The organism is Alteromonas sp. ABV4_150 (genome assembly GCF_056311745.1).
In genome coordinates this window covers 1,051,579-1,072,762 of sequence record NZ_CM149971.1, presented here as the reverse complement: position 1 = coordinate 1,072,762, position 21,184 = coordinate 1,051,579, and the positions used below count along the sequence as shown (strand labels likewise).

The 21,184-nt window shown below is 42.2% G+C and carries 30 protein-coding genes; 1 reads left to right on the top strand and 29 read right to left on the bottom strand.

Going from position 1 to position 21,184, the window contains the following annotated elements; genetic code table 11:
* Positions 1-73: 73 nt before the first annotated feature.
* The 27 genes from ACYX4M_RS04630 to ACYX4M_RS04500 form a co-directional block, all read right to left on the bottom strand.
* A complete protein-coding gene (locus ACYX4M_RS04630; protein WP_476082081.1) occupies positions 74-523 on the bottom strand; it encodes a hypothetical protein in 450 nt (149 codons plus the stop codon).
* A gap of 188 nt (positions 524-711) precedes the next feature.
* Complete coding sequence (locus tag ACYX4M_RS04625; protein ID WP_476082080.1) at positions 712-1,062, bottom strand: hypothetical protein; 351 nt, start codon at positions 1,060-1,062, stop codon at positions 712-714.
* A 106-nt stretch (positions 1,063-1,168) separates the two neighbouring features.
* Positions 1,169-1,606 (bottom strand): GNAT family N-acetyltransferase, encoded by a 438-nt coding sequence (locus tag ACYX4M_RS04620; protein ID WP_476082079.1) that lies wholly within the window; start codon positions 1,604-1,606, stop codon positions 1,169-1,171.
* A 110-nt stretch (positions 1,607-1,716) separates the two neighbouring features.
* Positions 1,717-2,187, bottom strand: coding sequence for a hypothetical protein (locus tag ACYX4M_RS04615; protein ID WP_476082078.1), 471 nt, complete (start codon positions 2,185-2,187; stop codon positions 1,717-1,719).
* Positions 2,188-2,255: 68 nt separating this feature from the next.
* Positions 2,256-2,609 carry a hypothetical protein gene (locus tag ACYX4M_RS04610; RefSeq protein ID WP_476082077.1) on the bottom strand — a complete coding sequence of 118 codons (354 nt, stop codon included), beginning with the start codon at positions 2,607-2,609 and terminating at the stop codon, positions 2,256-2,258.
* Between the two features lie 136 nt (positions 2,610-2,745).
* On the bottom strand, positions 2,746-3,036 hold the full coding sequence (locus ACYX4M_RS04605) for a hypothetical protein (protein WP_476082076.1): 291 nt from the start codon (positions 3,034-3,036) through the stop codon (positions 2,746-2,748).
* A gap of 548 nt (positions 3,037-3,584) precedes the next feature.
* Positions 3,585-4,022: a hypothetical protein gene (locus ACYX4M_RS04600; protein WP_476082075.1), complete on the bottom strand. Its 438-nt coding sequence runs from the start codon at positions 4,020-4,022 to the stop codon at positions 3,585-3,587.
* A gap of 119 nt (positions 4,023-4,141) precedes the next feature.
* A complete protein-coding gene (locus ACYX4M_RS04595; RefSeq protein WP_476082074.1) occupies positions 4,142-4,468 on the bottom strand; it encodes an antibiotic biosynthesis monooxygenase family protein in 327 nt (108 codons plus the stop codon).
* Between the two features lie 519 nt (positions 4,469-4,987).
* Positions 4,988-5,626, bottom strand: coding sequence for a LysE family translocator (locus tag ACYX4M_RS04590; protein WP_476082073.1), 639 nt, complete (start codon positions 5,624-5,626; stop codon positions 4,988-4,990).
* 143 nt (positions 5,627-5,769) lie between these two features.
* On the bottom strand, positions 5,770-6,069 hold the full coding sequence (locus ACYX4M_RS04585) for a hypothetical protein (RefSeq protein WP_476082072.1): 300 nt from the start codon (positions 6,067-6,069) through the stop codon (positions 5,770-5,772).
* A 133-nt stretch (positions 6,070-6,202) separates the two neighbouring features.
* On the bottom strand, positions 6,203-6,466 hold the full coding sequence (locus ACYX4M_RS04580) for a hypothetical protein (RefSeq protein WP_476082071.1): 264 nt from the start codon (positions 6,464-6,466) through the stop codon (positions 6,203-6,205).
* Positions 6,467-6,672: 206 nt separating this feature from the next.
* On the bottom strand, positions 6,673-7,104 hold the full coding sequence (locus tag ACYX4M_RS04575) for a hypothetical protein (protein ID WP_476082070.1): 432 nt from the start codon (positions 7,102-7,104) through the stop codon (positions 6,673-6,675).
* A gap of 127 nt (positions 7,105-7,231) precedes the next feature.
* The gene (locus ACYX4M_RS04570; RefSeq protein ID WP_476082069.1) at positions 7,232-7,528 is read right to left on the bottom strand and encodes a hypothetical protein; all 297 of its coding nucleotides are present in this window, start codon (positions 7,526-7,528) and stop codon (positions 7,232-7,234) included.
* A gap of 124 nt (positions 7,529-7,652) precedes the next feature.
* Positions 7,653-7,949 (bottom strand): hypothetical protein, encoded by a 297-nt coding sequence (locus tag ACYX4M_RS04565; RefSeq protein ID WP_476082068.1) that lies wholly within the window; start codon positions 7,947-7,949, stop codon positions 7,653-7,655.
* Between the two features lie 107 nt (positions 7,950-8,056).
* Complete coding sequence (locus tag ACYX4M_RS04560) at positions 8,057-8,266, bottom strand: hypothetical protein (RefSeq protein WP_476082059.1); 210 nt, start codon at positions 8,264-8,266, stop codon at positions 8,057-8,059.
* Positions 8,267-8,443: 177 nt separating this feature from the next.
* Positions 8,444-8,689 carry a hypothetical protein gene (locus tag ACYX4M_RS04555; protein WP_476082067.1) on the bottom strand — a complete coding sequence of 82 codons (246 nt, stop codon included), beginning with the start codon at positions 8,687-8,689 and terminating at the stop codon, positions 8,444-8,446.
* 140 nt (positions 8,690-8,829) lie between these two features.
* A complete protein-coding gene (locus tag ACYX4M_RS04550; RefSeq protein ID WP_476082066.1) occupies positions 8,830-9,144 on the bottom strand; it encodes a hypothetical protein in 315 nt (104 codons plus the stop codon).
* Positions 9,145-10,201: 1,057 nt separating this feature from the next.
* Positions 10,202-10,567: a DUF7674 family protein gene (locus ACYX4M_RS04545; protein ID WP_475371027.1), complete on the bottom strand. Its 366-nt coding sequence runs from the start codon at positions 10,565-10,567 to the stop codon at positions 10,202-10,204.
* Between the two features lie 130 nt (positions 10,568-10,697).
* A complete protein-coding gene (locus ACYX4M_RS04540) occupies positions 10,698-11,057 on the bottom strand; it encodes a DUF2147 domain-containing protein (RefSeq protein WP_474820716.1) in 360 nt (119 codons plus the stop codon).
* Positions 11,058-11,204: 147 nt separating this feature from the next.
* On the bottom strand, positions 11,205-11,966 hold the full coding sequence (locus ACYX4M_RS04535) for a hypothetical protein (protein WP_476082065.1): 762 nt from the start codon (positions 11,964-11,966) through the stop codon (positions 11,205-11,207).
* A 132-nt stretch (positions 11,967-12,098) separates the two neighbouring features.
* Positions 12,099-12,521 carry a hypothetical protein gene (locus tag ACYX4M_RS04530; protein WP_476082064.1) on the bottom strand — a complete coding sequence of 141 codons (423 nt, stop codon included), beginning with the start codon at positions 12,519-12,521 and terminating at the stop codon, positions 12,099-12,101.
* Between the two features lie 112 nt (positions 12,522-12,633).
* On the bottom strand, positions 12,634-12,942 hold the full coding sequence (locus tag ACYX4M_RS04525) for a hypothetical protein (RefSeq protein WP_476082063.1): 309 nt from the start codon (positions 12,940-12,942) through the stop codon (positions 12,634-12,636).
* A gap of 752 nt (positions 12,943-13,694) precedes the next feature.
* Positions 13,695-14,132: a hypothetical protein gene (locus ACYX4M_RS04520; protein ID WP_476082062.1), complete on the bottom strand. Its 438-nt coding sequence runs from the start codon at positions 14,130-14,132 to the stop codon at positions 13,695-13,697.
* Positions 14,133-14,271: 139 nt separating this feature from the next.
* Complete coding sequence (locus ACYX4M_RS04515; protein WP_476082061.1) at positions 14,272-14,547, bottom strand: hypothetical protein; 276 nt, start codon at positions 14,545-14,547, stop codon at positions 14,272-14,274.
* A gap of 489 nt (positions 14,548-15,036) precedes the next feature.
* Positions 15,037-15,390 (bottom strand): hypothetical protein, encoded by a 354-nt coding sequence (locus ACYX4M_RS04510; RefSeq protein ID WP_476082060.1) that lies wholly within the window; start codon positions 15,388-15,390, stop codon positions 15,037-15,039.
* 115 nt (positions 15,391-15,505) lie between these two features.
* The gene (locus tag ACYX4M_RS04505; protein ID WP_476082059.1) at positions 15,506-15,715 is read right to left on the bottom strand and encodes a hypothetical protein; all 210 of its coding nucleotides are present in this window, start codon (positions 15,713-15,715) and stop codon (positions 15,506-15,508) included.
* A 133-nt stretch (positions 15,716-15,848) separates the two neighbouring features.
* Positions 15,849-16,157, bottom strand: coding sequence for a hypothetical protein (locus ACYX4M_RS04500; protein ID WP_249922617.1), 309 nt, complete (start codon positions 16,155-16,157; stop codon positions 15,849-15,851).
* Positions 16,158-16,541: 384 nt separating this feature from the next.
* Here ACYX4M_RS04500 and ACYX4M_RS04495 point away from each other — a divergent pair, with 384 nt between their 5' ends.
* On the top strand, positions 16,542-17,510 hold the full coding sequence (locus ACYX4M_RS04495) for an integron integrase (RefSeq protein WP_476082058.1): 969 nt from the start codon (positions 16,542-16,544) through the stop codon (positions 17,508-17,510).
* Positions 17,511-17,586: 76 nt separating this feature from the next.
* Here the strand turns inward: ACYX4M_RS04495 and fadA are convergent, their stop codons facing one another.
* The gene (gene fadA, locus ACYX4M_RS04490) at positions 17,587-18,750 is read right to left on the bottom strand and encodes an acetyl-CoA C-acyltransferase FadA (protein ID WP_024015658.1); all 1,164 of its coding nucleotides are present in this window, start codon (positions 18,748-18,750) and stop codon (positions 17,587-17,589) included.
* Positions 18,751-18,768: 18 nt separating this feature from the next.
* A complete protein-coding gene (gene fadB, locus ACYX4M_RS04485; protein ID WP_476082057.1) occupies positions 18,769-20,919 on the bottom strand; it encodes a fatty acid oxidation complex subunit alpha FadB in 2,151 nt (716 codons plus the stop codon).
* Positions 20,920-21,184: the final 265 nt, after the last annotated feature.

Below are 21,184 nucleotides of genomic sequence, written 5' to 3'. Positions count from 1 at the left end.
GCTACCTTCATTATCGAGCGTAGCGTCAGTGTATTACTGTCTAAGGGAGTTTGCGACCGACTTAATGTGATTATTATATCTTGAGTTTGCCTGCGGCCTCAGAATCTATACATTGGTTTATTTTGTATTGAAAGTAAATGACATGAAAGAAGCTACTAAGGAAAGGATCTAGCCACAGCGCGTTGGCTTTAGAGACATTATTAATGCTGTTGATCCTATTTCTCACTTTAATAATCCATACAATATGAAAAATTGCCGACAGTAGATGAAGAAGTTTAGCTGTGATCAGTAATGCTGCTGGTGCGGGGAAAAGAAAATAGTAGATAAGCGCAAGAAGGGAAACTAAGTGAATAGAAATCGCGGTTGATGTGAAAGCTTTTGAAATATTACGTTCTATCCTTGAGTTGAGTATTTTTGTCAGTTGCCACAGACGAAAAATGACGTAAAGGCCAAAAGTAAAAACACATAAGGCTAGGACTACAACTACAGGTTTCGCTTTAAATACACTATCTGGCTGAGGCATTTCTTCTTCCTTGAAATAGACATTAAGGCATTAATGCGGTCTGTTGGTTGTTTTTCAAGCGAGAAGAATTAGCCAGAATATTCCTTCGCGATATAACACCCACATAAGGAGCAGTAACGCATGGGCTAAAATCCGAGTGGAGCGCCAGAGCCTGTCTTATTTTCCCAGTGAACGGCTAGAGTTGTTTGTTATTTTTGTGTCAAAAATACAAACGCTTCTATAATTTTTAAAATTTGTTCGGTTGCTTTAGCGCCAGCGTCAAAATCTTCTCTATAGATTTTAGAGAGGCTATCGGTGAAATTCTCTATGCTTTCTAAGCCTCCATTTTTGTATGAAAAAGCAAAATCATTACAAAATATACTTTTTTGAGACTTTGAATCCAGACAACGGGTCGCTTTAGATGCCAGCAAATCTATATCAGTAAGAGTGGCCTCCCAATTGGTTTTCGTCTGTGGGCTAGCACATCCAAAACAAAAAAGACCTAAAACTAATATAAACTTTATACGACACATATTAATTAAATTTTTCTCGAAAAACATAACTTTAAGCTATGGGACGCGAATGCGTGGGGCATAATGGCGAAGCCGCCCCGCGTGTATGCGTCCCAGCGAACGAAGTGAGCGAGCTTGAGCGCCTTGTTAGAGTTCATAGCTTAATAAGGGCGATCATGTCTTCGCCATCCTCGTCCATGCCGGCTTCTTTGAAACCAAAACTAGCATAAAAATCTTTTGCCACTGGGTTTTTGGGATTGTAACAAATCTCGATTTCTTTGATTGCGGGATACGCTGCAATTTCTTCTAAAGCCATCTTTAACGCTTCCCTTCCAATACCTTTTTTCTGGTGGTTTTGGTCTACCATGAAACGCCAGATTGAAATTTTTGATGGACTTTCTAAAACCCACATAAAAAAGCCAATAGCCTGACCGTTTTCATAAATGGCTTTACATGTATGCCCTGAGTTGTAATGTGCCTCTACAAGAGACCACATATTGCAGGCGATATATTCTTCTTGCTCTTTTGTGACATCTAAATCACAAACAGCTTCGTAATTTGATTTATCTATTTCTTCCAATGAAATTTTCATGTTTCTCCTGAACTCTAACACCCGCATAACGGGCAAAAGTAAGTAGGCTACAATACCAAGCGAAGCGCAGTGAGCCTACGTATTTTTGTCCCTAGCGAGCGCAGCGAGTGTTATATTTTCTCACTATACTTCAAAAGTACCGCTAAAAATTCTGAGGGAGTAACTATAAAAAGTCCGAACTCGTTAAAAATTGCCGAGGCATGTTTATATATACCTTTGTCAGAAGTGATAAAGCAGCCGCCATACTTTTGTGCTTCAAAAACGTGAAGACAGTCAGCTTTACGCTTCTCAGGCTTGCCGTTTCCGACAATAATCTCGGTAATTCGGTCGAGTTGCTCTTTTTCCGATTGGGTAAGATTAAGTTTTACAGTTTTGCGGGAAACCTTTCCAAGTTCTTTCAAATTATTGGGCGTACTCTCTTGCTTTAACTCATCGTCAACCGAGTACATGACCATAATTTTTTTCTTGTTCTTTTCGAGAATTTCTTGCGCTTGTAATGATGCTTTTTGCTCTTCAACAGTACCACCATCAAATGCACAAGAGTCAAAAAAGACAAAGTTATCGTATGGGTTAAAATCCATTTTAATTACCAAAGAACATAACGCTAAGCTAACGGGCAGTGACCGAAGGGAACGAGTTAAGCGTTTTGTTAGGCATTTTGCATCACAGGCCAATAAATGGCGAGTATTGAAAAAACCACAAAAAGTACTGAGCATGCATAGCCAAAAATTGATGCGTTAACTGCCGAACGGTTGAATTTGGGTAAGTGTTTAAGGCTTGGCTTCAAAGACAAAACAAACATGACAAATAATGCCGCACTTATAACAGGCCAAAGCCTGAATGAAGGAAAAACCCAAGCCAACCAATAAGGTAGCTCTGTATTAAAAGATTTTTGAATCTCTTGAAATCGAGGTAGTACAAAATAAAACGCTGCTGTGACACCACCTACCGATAAAGCTGCGGTTAACAACAAAGTGCTTATATGTTTATTTAAACTTTCCATGTTTCCTCCAAATGCCTAACTTTTAAATAAAGGGGCGCAGGCATGTGGGCTAAAATCCGAACGAAGTGAGCAGTCCACATGTTTGCGTCCCAGCCCGCGCAGCGGGCGAACTTAATTTTTTTGTTAGGTGCGTACTTCATAAAACCTCGAACACTCGCAGTAAAATGGGCAAAACAATGACCAATAACATTACAATCCCGAGCCATTTTGCCAACGCATTTCCTGTTTTACTTCCTTGGCTTACGTCTATCTTTTTTTCTTTTAGCGCACTTGTTTCAAGTTTAATGCTGTAAATCATTGCTGCTCCACTGATGGTGCAAACAAACAATAGAGTTAAAGGGTTAGGGCCAAATACAGAGAACATAACGGCTGGAGTAATTATGCAGAGAGAAATTCCAATAATCCACGAAAGATAATGTTTACCCATTAGCACCTAACATTAAGCTAAGCGGCGCAGTTGCGTGGGGCATAATGGCGAAGCCGCCCCGCGTAAATGCGTCCGAGCGACCGAAGGGAGTGGTCTTAAGCGCCTTGTTATAAGCAGAGCCAGTTCCTTTGGTCTTTTTTAAAAACTGTTGAAGCCAGCATACGATTGATTGTTAACACAAACAAGCAAAACGACAGTGCGCAAATGTTTTTGATTTGACAGAAGCTAGCCGCCATCTGTGTTGTCGAGTGTAATGGCGCTTGCTGGCTGAAAATAAGAACTAGAAGGTAAAGCGCCTATTACACCACCTTTGAATTGAAAGCGGCGGATATAAACCTACCACAAGCCAGAGCGATGCTAATGAAAACAGGTGAGGGTAGTTTTACTGGAATTTTTATATAGCCAAACGAAGTTTAGGCTGACGCCTTATAACTTTTAAATAAGGGGCGCAGGCATGTGGGGCATAATGGCGAAGCCGCCCCGCATGTATGCGTCCCAGCCCGCGCAGCGGGCGAGCTTAATTTTTTTGTTATGTGCCAGCAACCTTTCTATTGCCGCCATAACTTTACTGTGCCCAATAAATAAAACGTACCATAGACACAGCATACAATTGAGCTTACTAACCAGAATGTCATTGAATTTTGATGTACCACAGGGTCTGAAGTTAAAAATGGACCAATTAAACCTGCGACGCCTCGCAACAAATAGATGGTTGTGATTAAAACCAAACAAGTTTTTAGTAGTGGTAATTTAACGATGACGCCCGCACCAGAAAAAGCATACAAGCCCCAGCCAGTAAGAATTGCAGCAATAACCAAAGTTGCGATTGTGGGGTACGGGTCACCCTGAGCTGCTAGTTGAGCCATGCGTTGACCAGCGCCAAAAAAGAGATACCAATCAGGACCACCGAAAATACAACTGATATGAAGTAGCGCAGCTAAGATGCTTAAACTGCCAGCGATTATTAGTTGATTATTCTTGTGCATTCAAATTCCTTTTGGCACATAACTTTTAAATAAGGGGCGCAGGCACGTAGGACATAATGGCGAAGCCGCCCTGCGTGTTTGCGTCCCAGCCCGCGCAGCGGGCGAGCTTAATTTTTTTGTTATACATCAAAGCGTCTACGGTGTAAGTAATCGATCTCCACCTCCATTTCATGGATCGTTCTGGTGGATTCTAAATTAAGACTTTCATGCATCAACTGTCGTTGTTTTTCGTAGTTTTCACTCATTTTTATATTTGATGCTTTACGGTACGTTTCTTCGTTAGGCCACTGTGCATAGGCAATGAAAGCACCATTTTTGTCGCGATGTAGCCGTGAACCCAGGCTACCTTTGAAAAGGTAAATGCCCTGTGTGACTTTTGGCCAAGCGGCTAGAAATTGGTCTTTACAGCTATCCTTGACTACAAATTCAAACATTACGATAAACATAAAGTGTCCTCCTTGATGTATAACACTAAGCTAAGGGGCAAAAATACAATGCGATAATGGCGAAGCCGCATTGTGTTTTTGTCCCAGCCCACGCAGTGGGCGACTTGAGCGCCTTGTTATAAGACACTACTCGATGTCTCCATGATCGGAGCTTTCTAGTTCTTTCTTAGCAATCCACATATTGTCCTGGGATGCGCTGTTTTGCCAAAAGAGATCGTTATCGAGATATAGCATGAACAAAATTAATAGTCCGCCCACGACTGGCACTAAAAAGACTACTACGTACACGAAGAATTTACTTTTTGGTTTCATGCTTTTTGAGTTACGAATGGCAAACAATGAAAAAGCTAGAAGGAATATCCAAAAAACTAGAAAGCTAAATTGTAGAGTCGTCATTTCCATGTCTTATAACGCTAAGCTAACGGGCACAAATACTGCGCGACAATCGCGAAGCGGCGCAGTGTTTGTGTCCCAGTGACCGAAGGGAACGAGTTAAGCGCCTTGTTATGCCAAATGGCTTTAACCTCTTTCGCTCAGGGCTAACTTGATACCTAATGAAATAAACAAAGTTCCTAATGTTCTGTCCAACCATTTACCGATACTAGGGCGAGTATTTAGCAAGTCCTTTAGTCTAGCGCCAATTAAAACAATCGGTATTTCGATAAACGCAGCCACTACGATTATTAGTATGCCATGCAAAAGAAGTTGCGCGCTTTCTGGGCCAGAGCCCACAACAACAAATTGAGGCAAAAATGCGAGGAAAAATATGGCGACCTTGGGGTTTAACACCGACACTAGCAGGCCATGTTTTAAAATTTTGATGTCGCTCATCGCAGGCTCCGATGTTCCTGTAGCCAAGTTGGCTCCTTTAGAAAGCAAAGCCTGAATCCCTAACCAAATGAGATAGAGAGCGCCCACCCACTTTACGACAGTAAATGCGGTAGCTGACGTAGCTAAAATGGCGGATAGTCCGATAACAGAAAAAATGACATGAATAAATGCACCACTCCAGACACCGAACATGGCAAAAAAACCTGCTCGCTTTCCACTTTTGGCTGTTTGAGCCACGATATAAGCCATATCAGGACCTGGCGAGAGATTTAGTACAAGAGCAGAAATAAAAAATGTAGCCCAATGCGCCAAGCTATAATCGAACATTGATATTACTCCTATGTGAATTCCGCATAACGCTAAGCTTTGGGGCGCTAGCACTTGGGCTAAAATCCGAACGAAGTGAGGCAGCCCACGTGTTAGCGTCCCAGCGACCGAAGGGAGTGCCAACAGCGTTTTGTTATGTTTACTTACCATGGCACCCCTTCTAATTCGGCAAATACTGCACAAAATAACAACAAAATGAAAGGCAAAGCTGATATTAACTTTAGTTTGAGCGTGTTTACATGCCAGCCAACAACCATTGCGATGCTATATGGGATAAACAGAAGCAGACCATATAAAACCATGAAAGCAACAATGTACAAATTCTCATGCCGTAAGTCCGCTTCAGGGAACGCTAAATAGTTGTATATTGAGTATGTGGCAAATAAAAATAGTGGAAGAGCTAAAAGGCTTAAAACTGTTAATAAAAACTTTGAGCCTTTCATAAAACATCCTTGTGAACATAACTTTCCAATAACGGGCGCAGACATGTGGGGCATAATGGCGCAGCCGCCCCGCGTGTATGCGTCCCAGCGAACGCAGTGAGTGTGTTGATTGGGTTGTTATATGACATGCTGATTAAACCCTAGAGCCACCCCATAATTGCACTGTAGACATTAGCAAAATAGCCAATATAAGCCCAGAAAGTAATGATACACCGATGGGTATCAAGATAACTTGCCAGAGTTTCAAAACCATAAAGCGTTTTAAAATGAACGCAAACAGCAATATGGATATTACAACAGATGCTGGCTCTACTAAATCTGCCAAATAGACAATTGAAGCTGAAAAAGCCTGTGTAATTAAAAACAAACCAGTAAGTAGCATACTGCGCTTGTTCACATTTTCATTCACTTTGAGTAGGCGGAGAACAATTCGAAAGCCTATGAAATTTCCAAGAAGAAATGAAATTAAAAAGAAGATTGGAAACACAAAAGTCCCTTTGTCATATAACACCCACATAAGGGGCAGTAATACGTGGGCTAAAACCCGAGCGAAGCGACAGAGCCCACGTGTTACTGTCCCAGCGAAGCGACTTAATGTGTTTGTTATAATTTTCTATTATAAACTTCCTTTGCGCCCTTTGGAGCGGGCAATAGAAGTTTCCCCTTTCTGATACAGAATGTATTTTGTTGTATATCCAGAGGTATTCTTGTGTCTTCAAATTGAAGGACAAAGCAGCCTTCATCATCCGGTGGAGTTATTAGCGAGAAATGAGTTCTTATGGGGTTTCCTCTACTTGGATAAACAGAATATAGGCCGTCAGATATTACTATTTCCTGATTTTTTAATATCTTTGAGAATTTATGAACTTCTTCTTCATTCATTTCTGAATTTTCAAAGCTTTCAATTGTTTCTGCCTTACTGAAAATCCAGTGTCCAATAAATTCATACTCTGTACTTTTGAGAGTCTTCGCAATCGTATAGTTGCTAGATAAGATTAGGCTAACCGTGATAACTGTAAGAAACGCCCTTTTCATTAAAATTACCCCTAAATTATAACTTTCCAATAACGGGCGCAGACATGTGGGGCATAATGGCGCAGCCGCCCCACGTGTATGCGTCCCAGCGAACGCAGTGAGTGTGTTGATTGGCTTGTTAGGTAACTTAGCGTCCATAAACCTCGATACCCTTAATACTTAGTTTATCCAAACCTGTTTCTTTACAGTGCATTAGTGTGTCTGCGATCAAATCTGGTTGAGTTTCGTTATTATAAAGAATTAGTACATCTTTAGGAGCTTGATTTCTAATGAATTTAAATAGTTCTGCTTTTGAATCAAATGCTTTGTTTTTGAACATGAAAGCATTCGATGCGATCACAACCGAGACTGCCCCATTTTTTTCCCACTCTTCATCTTCTAAAGAGTGATACTTAATAGCTAAATCTATAGAACTCAATGACACAGGGTTACCTAACTTTTAAATAAGGGGCGCAGACATGTGGGCTAAAATCCGAACGAAGTGAGCAGCCCACATGTTTGCGTCCCAGCCCGCGCAGTGGGCGAACTTAATTTTTTTGTTAGGTAACTTAGCGTCCATATCCCTCGGTACTCTTTACTACTAACTTGTCTACACTAACTTTTTTACAGAGATTTACCACAGATACAATGAGTGATGGAATAGTACTGTTGTCATACAGGACTAACACATCCTTAGGAGATTGTTGCTCAATATGTGTTATTAACTCTTTAGCAGTTTCAAACTCATTGGAATTAAAATCAAACCTCCCAGCAGCGATGACGATAAACGTTCCGCCATTTTTCTCCCATTCTTCGTCTTCTAGCGAGTGGTACTTTATTGCTAAATCTAATGAACTCAAATCCATCTGTTACCTAACTTTCCAATAACGGGCGCAGACATGTGGGGCATAATGGCGAAGCCGCCCCGCGTGTATGCGTCCCAGCGAACGAAGTGAGTGTGTTTATTGGCTTGTTATGTGGCATGCTTATTCGAAGAAAGAATGCTAGCAGTTGCCAATACACTACCAATAAAGATACCTGCGATACAGAATGCTAGCCCGGCTTCTTGACCAGATAACACACCAGATTGTAATTGCGAGTAAACAGGTGATAGACCGTAGTAAGCGCCGACAGCACAGCCAATAAAGCTGAATGACAAACCAATTTTAGTTCCTAGTTTCATAGTTAAAAATCCTTCTTATCTTGATTTACCTTTGACACATAACTTTTAAATAAGGGGCGATAGCACGTAGGGCATAATAGCGAAGCGGCCCTGCGTGTTAGCGTCCCAGTGGGCTTTAGCCCACGACTTAATTTTTTTGTTATATGCGTGCATAAACAACCTTGAATTCAGTGCTCGTTATCTTGGCCCACTGAATGGGTTTATTTGAAAAGGGTTTTTACTATGTTTGCCTGCATTCCAAAAAACCAAAGCGAGTAGTGCAATTAAAACTGCTTTAGCACAGCCAAGCAATACAGCAATTATGTCTGGTAACGCAAATAAGCTTGAAATAAATTGTGTTACTGCAAAAAAGCCACAAATAAACGCACCTAGCAGTGCGAATGCCTTAGTGACTGGATGAAAGGCGTTGCTTTGTTTATTCATTAAAATTCCTTTTTCAATTTCCTAGAAGCATATAACACCCGCATAACGGGCAAAAACACGTAGGCTACAATACCAAGCAAAGCGCAGGGAGCCTACGTGTTTTTGTCCCTAGCGAGCGCAGCGAGTGGTTAATGCGTTTGTTAAATGCCAATCACCAACTTCATCGATTCTGCCGCAGATATAAAACCCAATAAAAAGAATAATATACGTGTAAAAGTATTAACTGCAAAACGCGATGCATCAGGTTCAAACCATGGTTTTTTATCAAAATCATATTCTGTACGAAGTTGTCGCTGACACTCTCCAATAATTTGCTTACCAATAACCAGCAAAAAAATTAAGGTGAAAAAGGTAAAAGCGAAAACTCCACCTGGAAGAGAATAAAACTCAATAACAGTGTCGCTGAGTACTAGTAATACTCCAGCCAAAAATGATGTTGTTTTTGTAGCTTCCATTGGCATTTAACTTTTAAATAAGGGGCGCAGGCATGTGGGGCATAATGGCGAAGCCGCCCCGCATGTATGCGTCCCAGCGAACGCAGTGAGTGACTTAATTTTTTTGTTAGGTGGCATTGTCCCCTCGAAGATACACGCCAATATGGTCGCCCGAATACTTATGGTTTTTAAAGTTACCACGTTTAACAATTGGGATGGAGCCTAAAGTGTTGGTTATCTGTTGTTGAATTTCTGGGGTACTGAACCTTGAATTTTTTGGAACAACTATGAGTGGCGTGAATAAGAAGTGAGAGAAGTCTTGATTGCCACTTACTACGGTATATCCACTTTTTTCAAATTTGATTCTTAAGTTAGTTAGCTTAGCTTCACTAACTCCGTTTGAATGGAGGTGAATAGTAGGTTTGGCTACTGATGTGCACCCAGCTAATACAATGATAAAAAATGACAGTAGTATCGTTTTCAACCCTGACACCTAACACCCGCATAAGCGGCACGAAAACGTAGCGGCGTTTAGGTTAAAATTGCGAAGCACAAAACTAAACGCCGCGTAGTTTTTGTGTCCGAGCGAGCCTGCGAGCGACTTGATGCGCTTGTTATGTGCGACTGAAAAACATCCTATCATTGCTTTTCACTGTTATCTGGAACAGAGCCAAGTATGATATCCCATATGTTTTTACGCCAAAACGAGTCTGGGCCAATTGTAGTAAATACGACAGCCCTCACTAGAGAATACAACGAATAGCCAACAAAAAAGAGAGATAAAACATATATAACAAAAATATGTATCTCCGAACCGCGACGGCTAGAGACAAGTTCTATTCCACTACCTACATTTTCTAAAATTAGTAACGACACGATAGTAGTAATCACTAGGTAAACTAGGCTTCGTTTTATTTCTTTATTCAAATTGGCCTAAACCTTTTCATTGAAGCACATAACTTTTAAATAAGGGGCGCAGGCATGTGGGCTAAAATCCGAACGAAGTGAGCAGCCCACATGTTTGCGTCCCAGCCCGCGGAGCGGGCGAACTTGATTTTTTTGTTAGGTGCGTGCATTTTTAAACCACTACCCTAGGTGGTTTACCATGAAAGTCCAAGTACAATTTTCTGAGATTATTCGGCACGAGAGGCCAGCCACGTTCAATACCTTCTTTGGTACCTTTCCAGAATAAGTGCTCTGTATAATATACATCTATGTACTCGAATTCCGCCTTGGTTGCAGTATCTAGTTTCTCGCTCATGTACTGCAACTGTTCTAGTGCTTCTTCTAAGTCGCCTTGGTTTAACAAAATAGTTGTCAAATTTGCGAACTCTTCCATTAGAAATGTAAGCGCCCAACTCTCATGTTTTTCCATAAGAGGAACAACGTCAGGAAATTTAGTGCGGATTTCTTTTAAGAATCGTCTTATTTCTGATTTAGCCATTGATTTCCCAGAAGCACCTAACTTTTAAATAAGGGGCGCAGGCACGTAGGGCATAATGGCGAAGCCGCCCTGCGTGTTTGCGTCCCAGCCCGCGCAGCGGGCGAGCTTGATTTTTTTGTTATACACAAGGCTACTCCTTGATAAGTTTAAGCACTTCACTGTTTTCGGAGTCGAAGACAGATAGCGATGTGCCATTTAACTTGATTGTAACGAATACATATTTCTCTTTGTAGCCATTGTACATTTCCCCAAACCACTCAGTTTCTGTTGATTGAACAATATTTTTGATGATTGTGAGGCCAGAGTTTTGTTTATGAATTTGGTGCTCTTTGACACTTGCTACACCAGTTTTTAAATTGAATTCGATTAGAGCTGGTTTTGTTGCATGTTTCCAAACGCCTTCTATTGTTGATGAAGCAAATGCACTTATCGTTACTAAACAAGTGCCTATGAAAGCAGAAAATAGAAGAGACGTTTTGGTTTTATTCACTTTAATCTTCCTGATTTTGCGCATTGTGTATAACACCCTGCTTAGGGGCGGAAATACATGGGCTAGAATTTAGGAGCGAAGCGACGCAGCCCATGTGTTTGCGTCCCAGCGAGCCTGCGAGCGACTACAGCAGTTTGTTATGCGTGGTTACCTCTGGACTATATGCCTTCCGCTAGTCGAGAAGTCAAAAATTTCAAATGAATCTTTATTTTGATCGGGGCATTCTTTAGCCCATTTTTTAAGCCAGATTACCATTTCCTTATCAAAATATGGATTATCTATATCAGTCCGCCCATCTGGCAATTCCTTTAAGGGGTAAGGTGTGAACATTTGCTTCACACTAATGATATTATTTTTTTTGATCAGTACCTTTTGAAGCGTTTGAGTTAAGAATACTTGATAATCGCCAACAGTTCCGATAGTTGTAACGCACTTTAAACTCTCACCATCTTTATAACTTACTTCGAACGGAATGTATGTTTTTTCTCGGATTCTATCTTTCAAGTCATAGGATATGACAATGTTGCCCAGATACTGAATTACAAAAAAAAGAATTACCACCGAAATCAAAAAAGAAAAGATAACTCTAAAAGTAAATGCAACCCTTCTTAATATAGTTCTCTCTTTTTCTAAACTCTGAGTTATAAAGCTTTTCGCAATGAAGATAAAAATAGGGATGATAAGAAAGAATGCAACGACGGATAGAATTACATCTAATGATTTGAGGGCAAAGTCAAATGCAGTATTTGTGTCCGTATATTTAAAGTATGGAATATCGAAAGAAGAAAAGTACCAATAAGCAGACAGGTGTCCAAGAACAAATAAAATCGTCGTCGAAAGAAATGTAAGTATTGCGATTGCTTCTAATAGCTTAGCAAAAGCAGATTTTTGTTCGTCTGATGTACTCATTTTCATCCTTGATATCAAAGTATCTCTAACGCATAACTTTCCAATAACGGGCGCAGACATGTGGGGCATAATGGCGAAGCCGCCCCACGTGTATGCGTCCCAGCGAACGTAGTGAGTGTGTTGATTGGGTTGTTATGCACGTGCCAATTCAGGTTGATAAACCACTTTATCAAGCTTTAAGTTTTCTGATGCGCTCAACTTGTTCAATGCTTCACTAAATTCTACTGAGAATAATCGTCTGTTAACACAATGTATTTTTACTAAAACTTCAGCACCGCTTGTTTTAACTAACGTAAATGAAGAGAGTAGCACTTCTCCCGTTTGAATAGGAAGTAATACACTGGGCTCGAGTAACTTACCAAACAGTGAACATTTATAGAAATTAAGAACTTTGTCTGAAACTTCTCGCTGAATTAAGTTGTATTCCGAAAGCTGTTTATCAAACGCGGTATGAACATTTTTAGGAACTGCTTTTAAACACGCTTTAATTGCGATGTGTTCGTGAACACTTAGTTGAGCTTTGCTATGAAATAATTTTAAGAGCAATGATTTCAAAATTTACACTCTAGTGCATAACGCCCTGCTTAGGGGCGGAAACACATGGGCTAAAATTTAGGAGCGAAGCGACGCAGCCCATGTGTTTGCGTCCCAGCGAGCCTGCGAGCGACTACAGCAGATTGTTAGGTGAACACTCATTTACGACCGCCAAGCCCAAATCTATGTTAGCAACAATATACCCATATTCTTTTTTGGACAAATTGCCGGTTCTGTATTGAGCTTTGGCTGATTCGTGATCCCATGCCTCTCCGCATTTTGCCTCTGGTATTTTGAGGTCTAGGGTAAGTAGATATTGTTGATCTGAATCGATTGTATGACCTTTTTTGGTAGAGCTTTTTGCGCAAAGGCTTAATGCGTACTCGACTGCAAATTTGTCTACGCTGGGTAATCCAATAAATTCTACATCACAGGCTAACACTCTCTTGCCTGAAGTTTCGGTGTAATACAGTTTCCCAGTTGTGCATGCCGACGATAAAAAGAGTGCTACAAAAATTATTAAAAACCTATGAATCAAAAGATTTCCCTGTTCACCTAACACCCCACTAAGGGGCGATAATACATGGGCTAAAATTAGGAACGAAGTGACGCAGCCCATGCATTAGCGTCCCAGCGAGCAGCGCGAGCGCCTTTAGTGTTTTGTTAGGCATATTTCTTAATAAGCCTTTCAGTCGTATACATACATAAACCTGCGACAGCGCCTCCTATACACAAGCCAGTATACCAAATTGGGAAAACGGCCAAAATCATACCGGAAGGGCCAATTGAGCCAGTGTTGAGTACGTGAAGGGCCAATAACCCTAAAAAATAAACTGCAAACGCTGATACTGCAATAAATGAGCAGGCCGTTACATAACGCATAAGCCTAGCTTGTTTATCTAGACAGTGAAAAACGAATGCTAATAGACATGGAGCCCAGCTTCCCAAGCTAACCATGAAAACTGTATCCGATGAACCATCTGAATTGCCGCGTGAACAAATTACACAAAAAACAACAATAACTGCTGTTACAAACCAAAAAAGAGCTTTCAAGTAATCCATTACTCCATATGCCTAACTTTTAAATAAGGGGCGCAGGCACGTGGGGCATAATGGCGAAGCCGCCCCACATGTATGCGTCCCAGCCCGCGCAGCGGGCGAGCTTAATTTTTTTGTTATGTGCCAGTAACCTTTCTATTGCCGCCATAACTTTACTGTGCCCAATAAATAAAACGTACCATAGATACAGCATACAATTGAGCTTACTAACCAGAATGTCATTGAATTTTGATGTACCACAGGGTCTGAAGTTAAAAATGGACCAATTAAACCTGCGACGCCTCGCAACAAATAGATGGTTGTGATTAAAACCAAACAAGTTTTTAGTAGTGGTAATTTAACGATGACGCCCGCACCAGAAAAAGCATACAAGCCCCAGCCACTAAGAATTGCAGCAATAACCAAAGTTGCGATTGTGGGGTACGGGTCACCCTGAGCTGCTAGTTGAGCCATGCGTTGACCAGCGCCAAAAAAGAGATACCAATCAGGACCACCGAAAATACAACTGATATGAAGTAGCGCAGCTAAGATGCTTAAACTGCCAGCGATTATTAGTTGATTATTCTTGTGCATTCAAATTCCTTTTGGCACATAACTTTTCAATAACGGGCGCAGGCACGTGGGGCATAATGGCGAAGCCGCCCTGCGTGTATGCGTCCCAGCGAACGTAGTGAGTGTGTTTATTGGCTTGTTAGGTGCGTGTAGATACATCCTAGTTTTGCTTACTTGTGATTAAATAAAACGCTTTTATTGTTTGTTTCACTGAATAGTAAATCGCATACAAAGTTCCAAAACTGGCGACAATAAATTTTCCGCCTTCTGGCATGTTATTTAAGAAGCTCAATTTTAGACTAACAAATTCAAAAGGGTCGTCATTCATCCATGCAGTAAAAGATTTGCTGAAAATCCACATAACAACACCAGTGAATATCCAATATAAAAGAGCGATAAAAGACTCTTTAAAAACACCACTGATTTTTCTATTCAAAGAAGCACCTAACGCCCGCATAAGCGGCACAAAAACGTAGCGGCGTTTAGGTTAAAATTGCGAAGCACAAAACTAAACGCCGCGTAGTTTTTGTGTCCGAGCGAGCCTGCGAGCGACTTGATGCGTTTGTTATGTTCGTTTTTCTCGAAGAGATATTTCACCCCTGTTTTTCTCCATAACTTTGAGGAAAAGTTTTCTTGCTAGAGCCGATGGGGCATTTAAGCAATTTGAAGGATATTTATTCCAGATCTTGTTTAGTAACCAACTTGGTAACTCTGTACCTTCTCCATCCCACTCTTCCGTTAACCATCTAGCCAATATTCTCTCATGAGGTGCCATGAGGTCCTGATATTTGGTTAAAACAATTTCGTGATGATTTTTCATAGAAGAACATAACGCTAAGCTAACGGGCAGTGACGTAGCGCGAAAATGGCGAAGCCGCGCTGCGTTACTGTCCCAGTGACCGAAGGGAACGAGTTAAGCGTTTTGTTAGGCATTTTGCATCACAGGCCAATAAATGGCGAGTATTGAAAAAACCACAAAAAGTACTGAGCATGCATAGCCAAAAATTGATGCGTTAACTGCCGAACGGTTGAATTTGGGTAAGTGTTTAAGGCTTGGCTTCAAAGACAAAACAAACATGACAAATAATGCCGCACTTATAACAGGCCAAAGCCTGAATGAAGGAAAAACCCAAGCCAACCAATAAGGTAGCTCTGTATTAAAAGATTTTTGAGTCTCTTGAAATCGAGGTAGTACAAAATAAAACGCTGCTGTGACACCACCTACCGATAAAGCTGCGGTTAACAACAAAGTGCTTATATGTTTATTTAAACTTTCCATGTTTCCTCCAAATGCCTAACTTTCCAATAACGGGCGCAGACATGTGGGGCATAATGGCGAAGCCGCCCCGCGTGTATGCGTCCCAGCGAACGAAGTGAGTGTATTTATTGGCTTGTTATGTGGCATGCTTATTCGAAGAAAGAATGCTAGCAGTTGCCAATACACTACCAATAAAGATACCTGCGATACAGAATGCTAGCCCGGCTTCTTGACCAGATAACACACCAGATTGTAATTGCGAGTAAACAGGTGATAGACCGTAGTAAGCGCCGACAGCACAGCCAATAAAGCTGAATGACAAACCAATTTTAGTTCCTAGTTTCATAGATAAAAATCCTTCTTATCTTGATTTACCTTTGACACATAACGCCCTGCTTAGGGGCGTAAACACATGGGCTAAAATTTAGGAGCGAAGCGACGCAGCCCATGTGTTTGCGTCCCAGCGAGCCTGCGAGCGACTACAGCAGATTGTTAGGTGAACACTCATTTACGACCGCCAAGCCCAAATCTATGTTAGCAACAATATACCCATATTCTTTTTTGGACAAATTGCCGGTTCTGTATTGAGCTTTGGCTGATTCGTGATCCCATGCCTCTCCGCATTTTGCCTCTGGTATTTTGAGGTCTAGGGTAAGTAGATATTGTTGATCTGAATCGATTGTATGACCTTTTTGGGTAGAGCTTTTTGCGCAAAGGCTTAATGCGTACTCGACTGCAAATTTGTCTACGCTGGGTAATCCAACAAATTCTACATCACAGGCTAACACTCTCTTGCCTGAAGTTTCGGTGTAATACAGTTTCCCAGTTGTGCATGCCGACGATAAAAAGAGCGCTACAAAAATTATTAAAAACCTATGAATCAAAAGATTTCCCTGTTCACCTAACAATTTAATCGTTCCCTAAACGGGGCGATTTAACGAACCAGAACGGGGTTTTTGTCCGTTTGGTTTTAAATATGGTTAAACCATAACCTATCGATAGGATTAGTAAAATACGTTTTTTGGTGTATTTTGCTCAAAAGTTAAAAACACCAAATCGGGTTGCAGGTGAATTTGGGGTATTTCGTGAATACTCTTGCAATAAAACAGGTACTAAAGTCAGTTATCTCGTTGTGACTTTTTAAATAGACTTCTTTTATTTTGGAGTCGAATATGAAGTCTCAGTTTATTAAGTCCCTATACGAGCACATGATGCTTAAGCGCTATGCAAAACGTACTATACAAACCTATATAAACTGGATTTCAGACTACATTCGTTTTCATAAATTTCAGCACCCGAAAGATCTCGACGTGTTGCATGTTGAAGCATACCTTACTCATCTATCTACTAAGCGACAGAATGCGCGGTCTACACAAGCCACAGCACTTAACGCATTAGTGTTTCTTTACAATAAATATTTAGAACAACCACTTCCTTCCGACATGAATTTTGTGGGAAGTGGAAGGGAAAGGAAGCTGCCAGTTGTGTTAACCCAGTTAGAAGTAAAAGCATTGCTTGGTAGGGTGTCTACCCATCATTACTTAGCAGTAGCACTTCTGTATGGAAGTGGCCTTAGATTAATGGAGTGTGTTCGCCTTAGAACGGGGGATATAGATTTCGACTATAAATGTGTGAGGATTTGGTTTGGGAAAGGGGGCAAACATCGTGTGGTGACGTTGTCAGAATCGCTGATCCCACTTTTAAAAAATCACATCAGTGAATGTGAAAAACTTTTGCAACGAGATTTGATGGTGCCAGACTTTGCTGGTGCTTGGATTCCACATGGATTGAGGAAAAAGTATCAACAGCGTAATAAAACGCTGGAATGGCAGTATTTGTTCCCCGCATCAAAACTAAGTATTGACCCAGAAAGTAAGCTATTACGGCGACATCATATAGATGAAAAACAGATACAGCGTGCGGTAAATCGAGCTTCAAGTGATGCGGGAATAATTAAGCACGTTACGCCTCATACGCTTCGTCATTCATTTGCTACGCACTTGCTTCAATCTGGCGCAGATATCAGAACAGTGCAAGACCAACTAGGCCATGCCGATGTTAGAACTACTCAAATCTACACGCACATACTTCAACAAGGGGCTAATGGTGTAGTCAGCCCGCTTTCTAATTTAGCGTTTTAGTTTTCTTGTTTACGGAAACAAAAAAGGGCCCAAGGGCCCTTTTAAAAACTTAGTTATTAAGCGCTAGTTCAAACGCTTATACACGCTCAAATACGGTAGCGATACCTTGGCCTAAACCAATACACATAGTCGCTAAGCCCAGGCTTACGTCTTGTGATTCCATTAAGTTGATAAGCGTACCTGAGATACGTGAACCAGAACAACCTAGTGGGTGACCAAGTGCAATCGCACCACCGTTAAGGTTAATCTTAGTATCTAGGTGGTCCATCCAACCTAGTTGCTTAATGCACGATAACGCTTGTGCTGCGAACGCTTCGTTAAACTCAGCAAGTTCAATATCGTCCATAGTAAGGCCTGCGCGCTTAAGGGCTTTCTGTGTTGCTGGCACTGGGCCATAACCCATAATTGCTGCATCACAACCAGCCACTGCCATTGCACGAATTTTCGCACGTGGCGTTAGGCCAAGCTCTTTCGCACGGTCAGCTGACATAAGCAGCATACCTGATGCACCGTCAGACAGCGCAGAAGACGTACCCGCCGTAACGGTACCGTTTACTGGGTCAAACACAGGGCGAAGTGCCGCCATGCTCTCAGCAGTACTTTCTGGGCGTACTACTTCATCGTAGTCAATTAGCTTTAATACGCCGTTCGCATCGTGACCTTCAACAGGCACAATCTCATTAGCCCAGCGGCCTTCAAGGTGTGCTTTGTGCGCTAGCTGGTGCGAGCGCGCACCAAATGCATCTTGTTGCTCACGAGTAATACCGTTTTGACGGCCAAGTAGCTCGGCGGTCATCCCCATCATGCCCGACGCTTTCGCTGTGTATTTAGCAAGGCCCGGGTGGAAGTCGATGTTGTAGTTCATCGGTACGTGACCCATGTGCTCAACACCACCAATCATGTAAATGTCACCACGGCCGCTCATGATGCCACTTGTTGCATCGTGAAGGGCTTGCATTGATGAACCACATAAACGGTTAACCGTTACCGCGCCTGTTGTGCGTGGAATTTGTGTTAGTAGTTGCGCGTTACGTGCAACGTTGAAGCCTTGTTCTTTAGTTTGCTGAACACAGCCCCAAATGATGTCTTCAATTTCCGCTGGGTTTACGCCAGGGTTACGCTCTAGTAGCGCGGTCATTAGTGCTGCAGATAGGTCTTCTGCGCGCACATTTCTGAAAACACCGTTTTTTGAACGACCCATAGGGGTACGTACGCAATCGATTACGACCACTTCTTTCATTAGTTTTTCCTCCGGGTCTTATGCGAAATAGGATTTACCAGCAGCGGCCATTTCACGAACGCCGTCTGAAATCTGATAAATTGGACCAAGTTCAGCGTACTTGTCTGCCATAGCAACAAAGTTCGCCAAGCCAATGGTTTCAATCCAACGGAAAATACCACCGCGGAATGGAGGGAAACCTAAGCCGTAAAGTAGCGCCATATCTGCTTCAGCTGCGCTATCTACAATGCCTTCTTCCAGGCAGCGAATTGCTTCGTTTGCCATAGGGATCATAAGGCGTGCAATAATGTCGTCAGCTTCAAAGTCTGTCTTCTCAGCTACGTGCGGCGCCATTAGTGCGTATGCTTCTTCAGCAGGTGTTTTCTTAGGCTTGCCGCGCTTATCAACACCGTAGTTGTAGAAACCTTTACCGTTTTTCTGACCTAAACGCTCTTCTTTGTAGAACAGTGTTACAGGGTCGTTGTCTAGGCGAGCCATACGCTCTGGAATACCCGCTGCCATCACGTCTGCTGCGTGATCGCCCGTGTCGATACCTACAACGTCCATTAGGTAAGCAGGTCCCATTGGCCAGCCGAAGATTTTTTCCATTACTTTATCAACTGCAACGAAGTCTGCGCCGTCGATAAGAAGCTTACTGAAGCCCGCAAAGTATGGGAACAATACGCGGTTTACCAAGAACCCTGGGCAGTCGTTAACCACAATTGGGGTTTTGCCCATTTTAAGGGTAGCGGCTACTACCGCATTAATGGTTTCTTCTGACGTTTTTTCGCCACGAATAATTTCAACAAGCGGCATGCGGTGCACTGGGTTGAAGAAGTGCATACCACAGAAGCGCTCTGGCTTGTCTAGGCTTTCAGCTAGCTGGTTAATAGAGATAGTAGAAGTGTTTGAACAGATGATAGCGTCGTCCGCTACGTTGTCCTCTACTTCTTTAAGTACAATACCTTTTACTTTCGGGTTTTCTACAACCGCTTCAATAACAAGGTCTGCATCTTTAAGCGTGCTGTACTCAAGGGTAGGCGTGATAGCGTTAAGTGTTTGCGCCATTTTAGTCGCATCAACTTTACCGCGCTGCATGCCTTTACCAAGAATTTTCGCCGCTTCAGAAAGGCCAAGGTCTAGTGCACCTTGATTAATGTCTTTCATGATAACTGGCGTGCCTTTCACAGCGCTTTGGTATGCGATACCGCCGCCCATGATGCCTGCGCCTAGTACAGCGTTAAGCTTAGATTGCTTAGTAGCTGCTTTCGCTTGCTTTTTACCTTTGCCTTTAACTAGCTGGTCGGCAAGGAAAATACCAATTTGCGCTTTCGCAGCGTCTGTTTTCGCTAACGCTACAAAGCCTTCATTCTCAAGCTTAAGCGCACCTTCACGGTCTAGCACAGAGGCTTTTTGCACTGTCTCAACCATTTTGTGCGGCGCAGGGTAATGTTTGCCAGCTTGTGCAAATACCATAGCTTGAGCAGTGCTGAAGCTCATCATGGCTTCGTTTTTGTTTAACTGTAGCGGGGCTTTCTTAACTGCACGACGTGCTTGCCAATCAAACTTACCATCAGCGGCGTCTTTCACCATTGAAAGCGCGCCTTCAACTAGCGCCTCTGGTGCTACAACTGCATCAACTGCACCTTCAGCAAGGGCTTTCGCGCCTTTTCTGTCGCGGCCAGTGGTCATCCACTCTAGAGCATTGTCTGCACCAATAAGACGAGGTAGACGAACCGTACCACCAAAACCAGGCATAAGGCCTAGCTTAACTTCTGGCAAACCAATTGAAGCTGTGGTGTCGGCAATACGCATGTCACATGCCAATGCCATCTCACAGCCACCACCTAGCGCGAAGCCGTTAACTGCAGCAATGGTAGGGAAAGGTAGGTCTTCGAAGCGGTCGAATACTTGTGACGTATTGGCAACCCACTGTAGTACTTCGGCATCGTCCATAGCGAAAAGGCCAGTGAACTCAGTGATATCAGCACCTACGATAAATGCAGGTTTCGCACTGCGTACTACTAAGCCTTTAACATCGCCTTTAGCAAGTAGGGCTTGAGTTGCTTCATCAAGTTCGCTCACGGTTTGGCGGTCGAACTTGTTTACTGAACCTTCGGCGTCGAATACCAGCTCAGCAAAGCCGTCATCTAACAGGCTGACGGAAAGACTTTTGCCTGTGTATATCATTATCATCTCCTTCGGCATTGGCCAGGATGTTAGTGAAGTAATCCAACTAATTTGTAGGGTCGTATGCATTCACTAACGCGTTAGGGTGGCTAGATTCTTTACAAAGCCACACAAAATTTCAACAAAAAATCAAACAAGCGTTTCAATTTGTCTAAGGTAGTGGTCCGATGACTTAAATTCAAGTCTAAATATCGAATTCACGCTTCATTTCGGTATTGGTGGTTGTATAATGAGCGTTATTGGCCCAAAGCGCCAATCCAGCAAA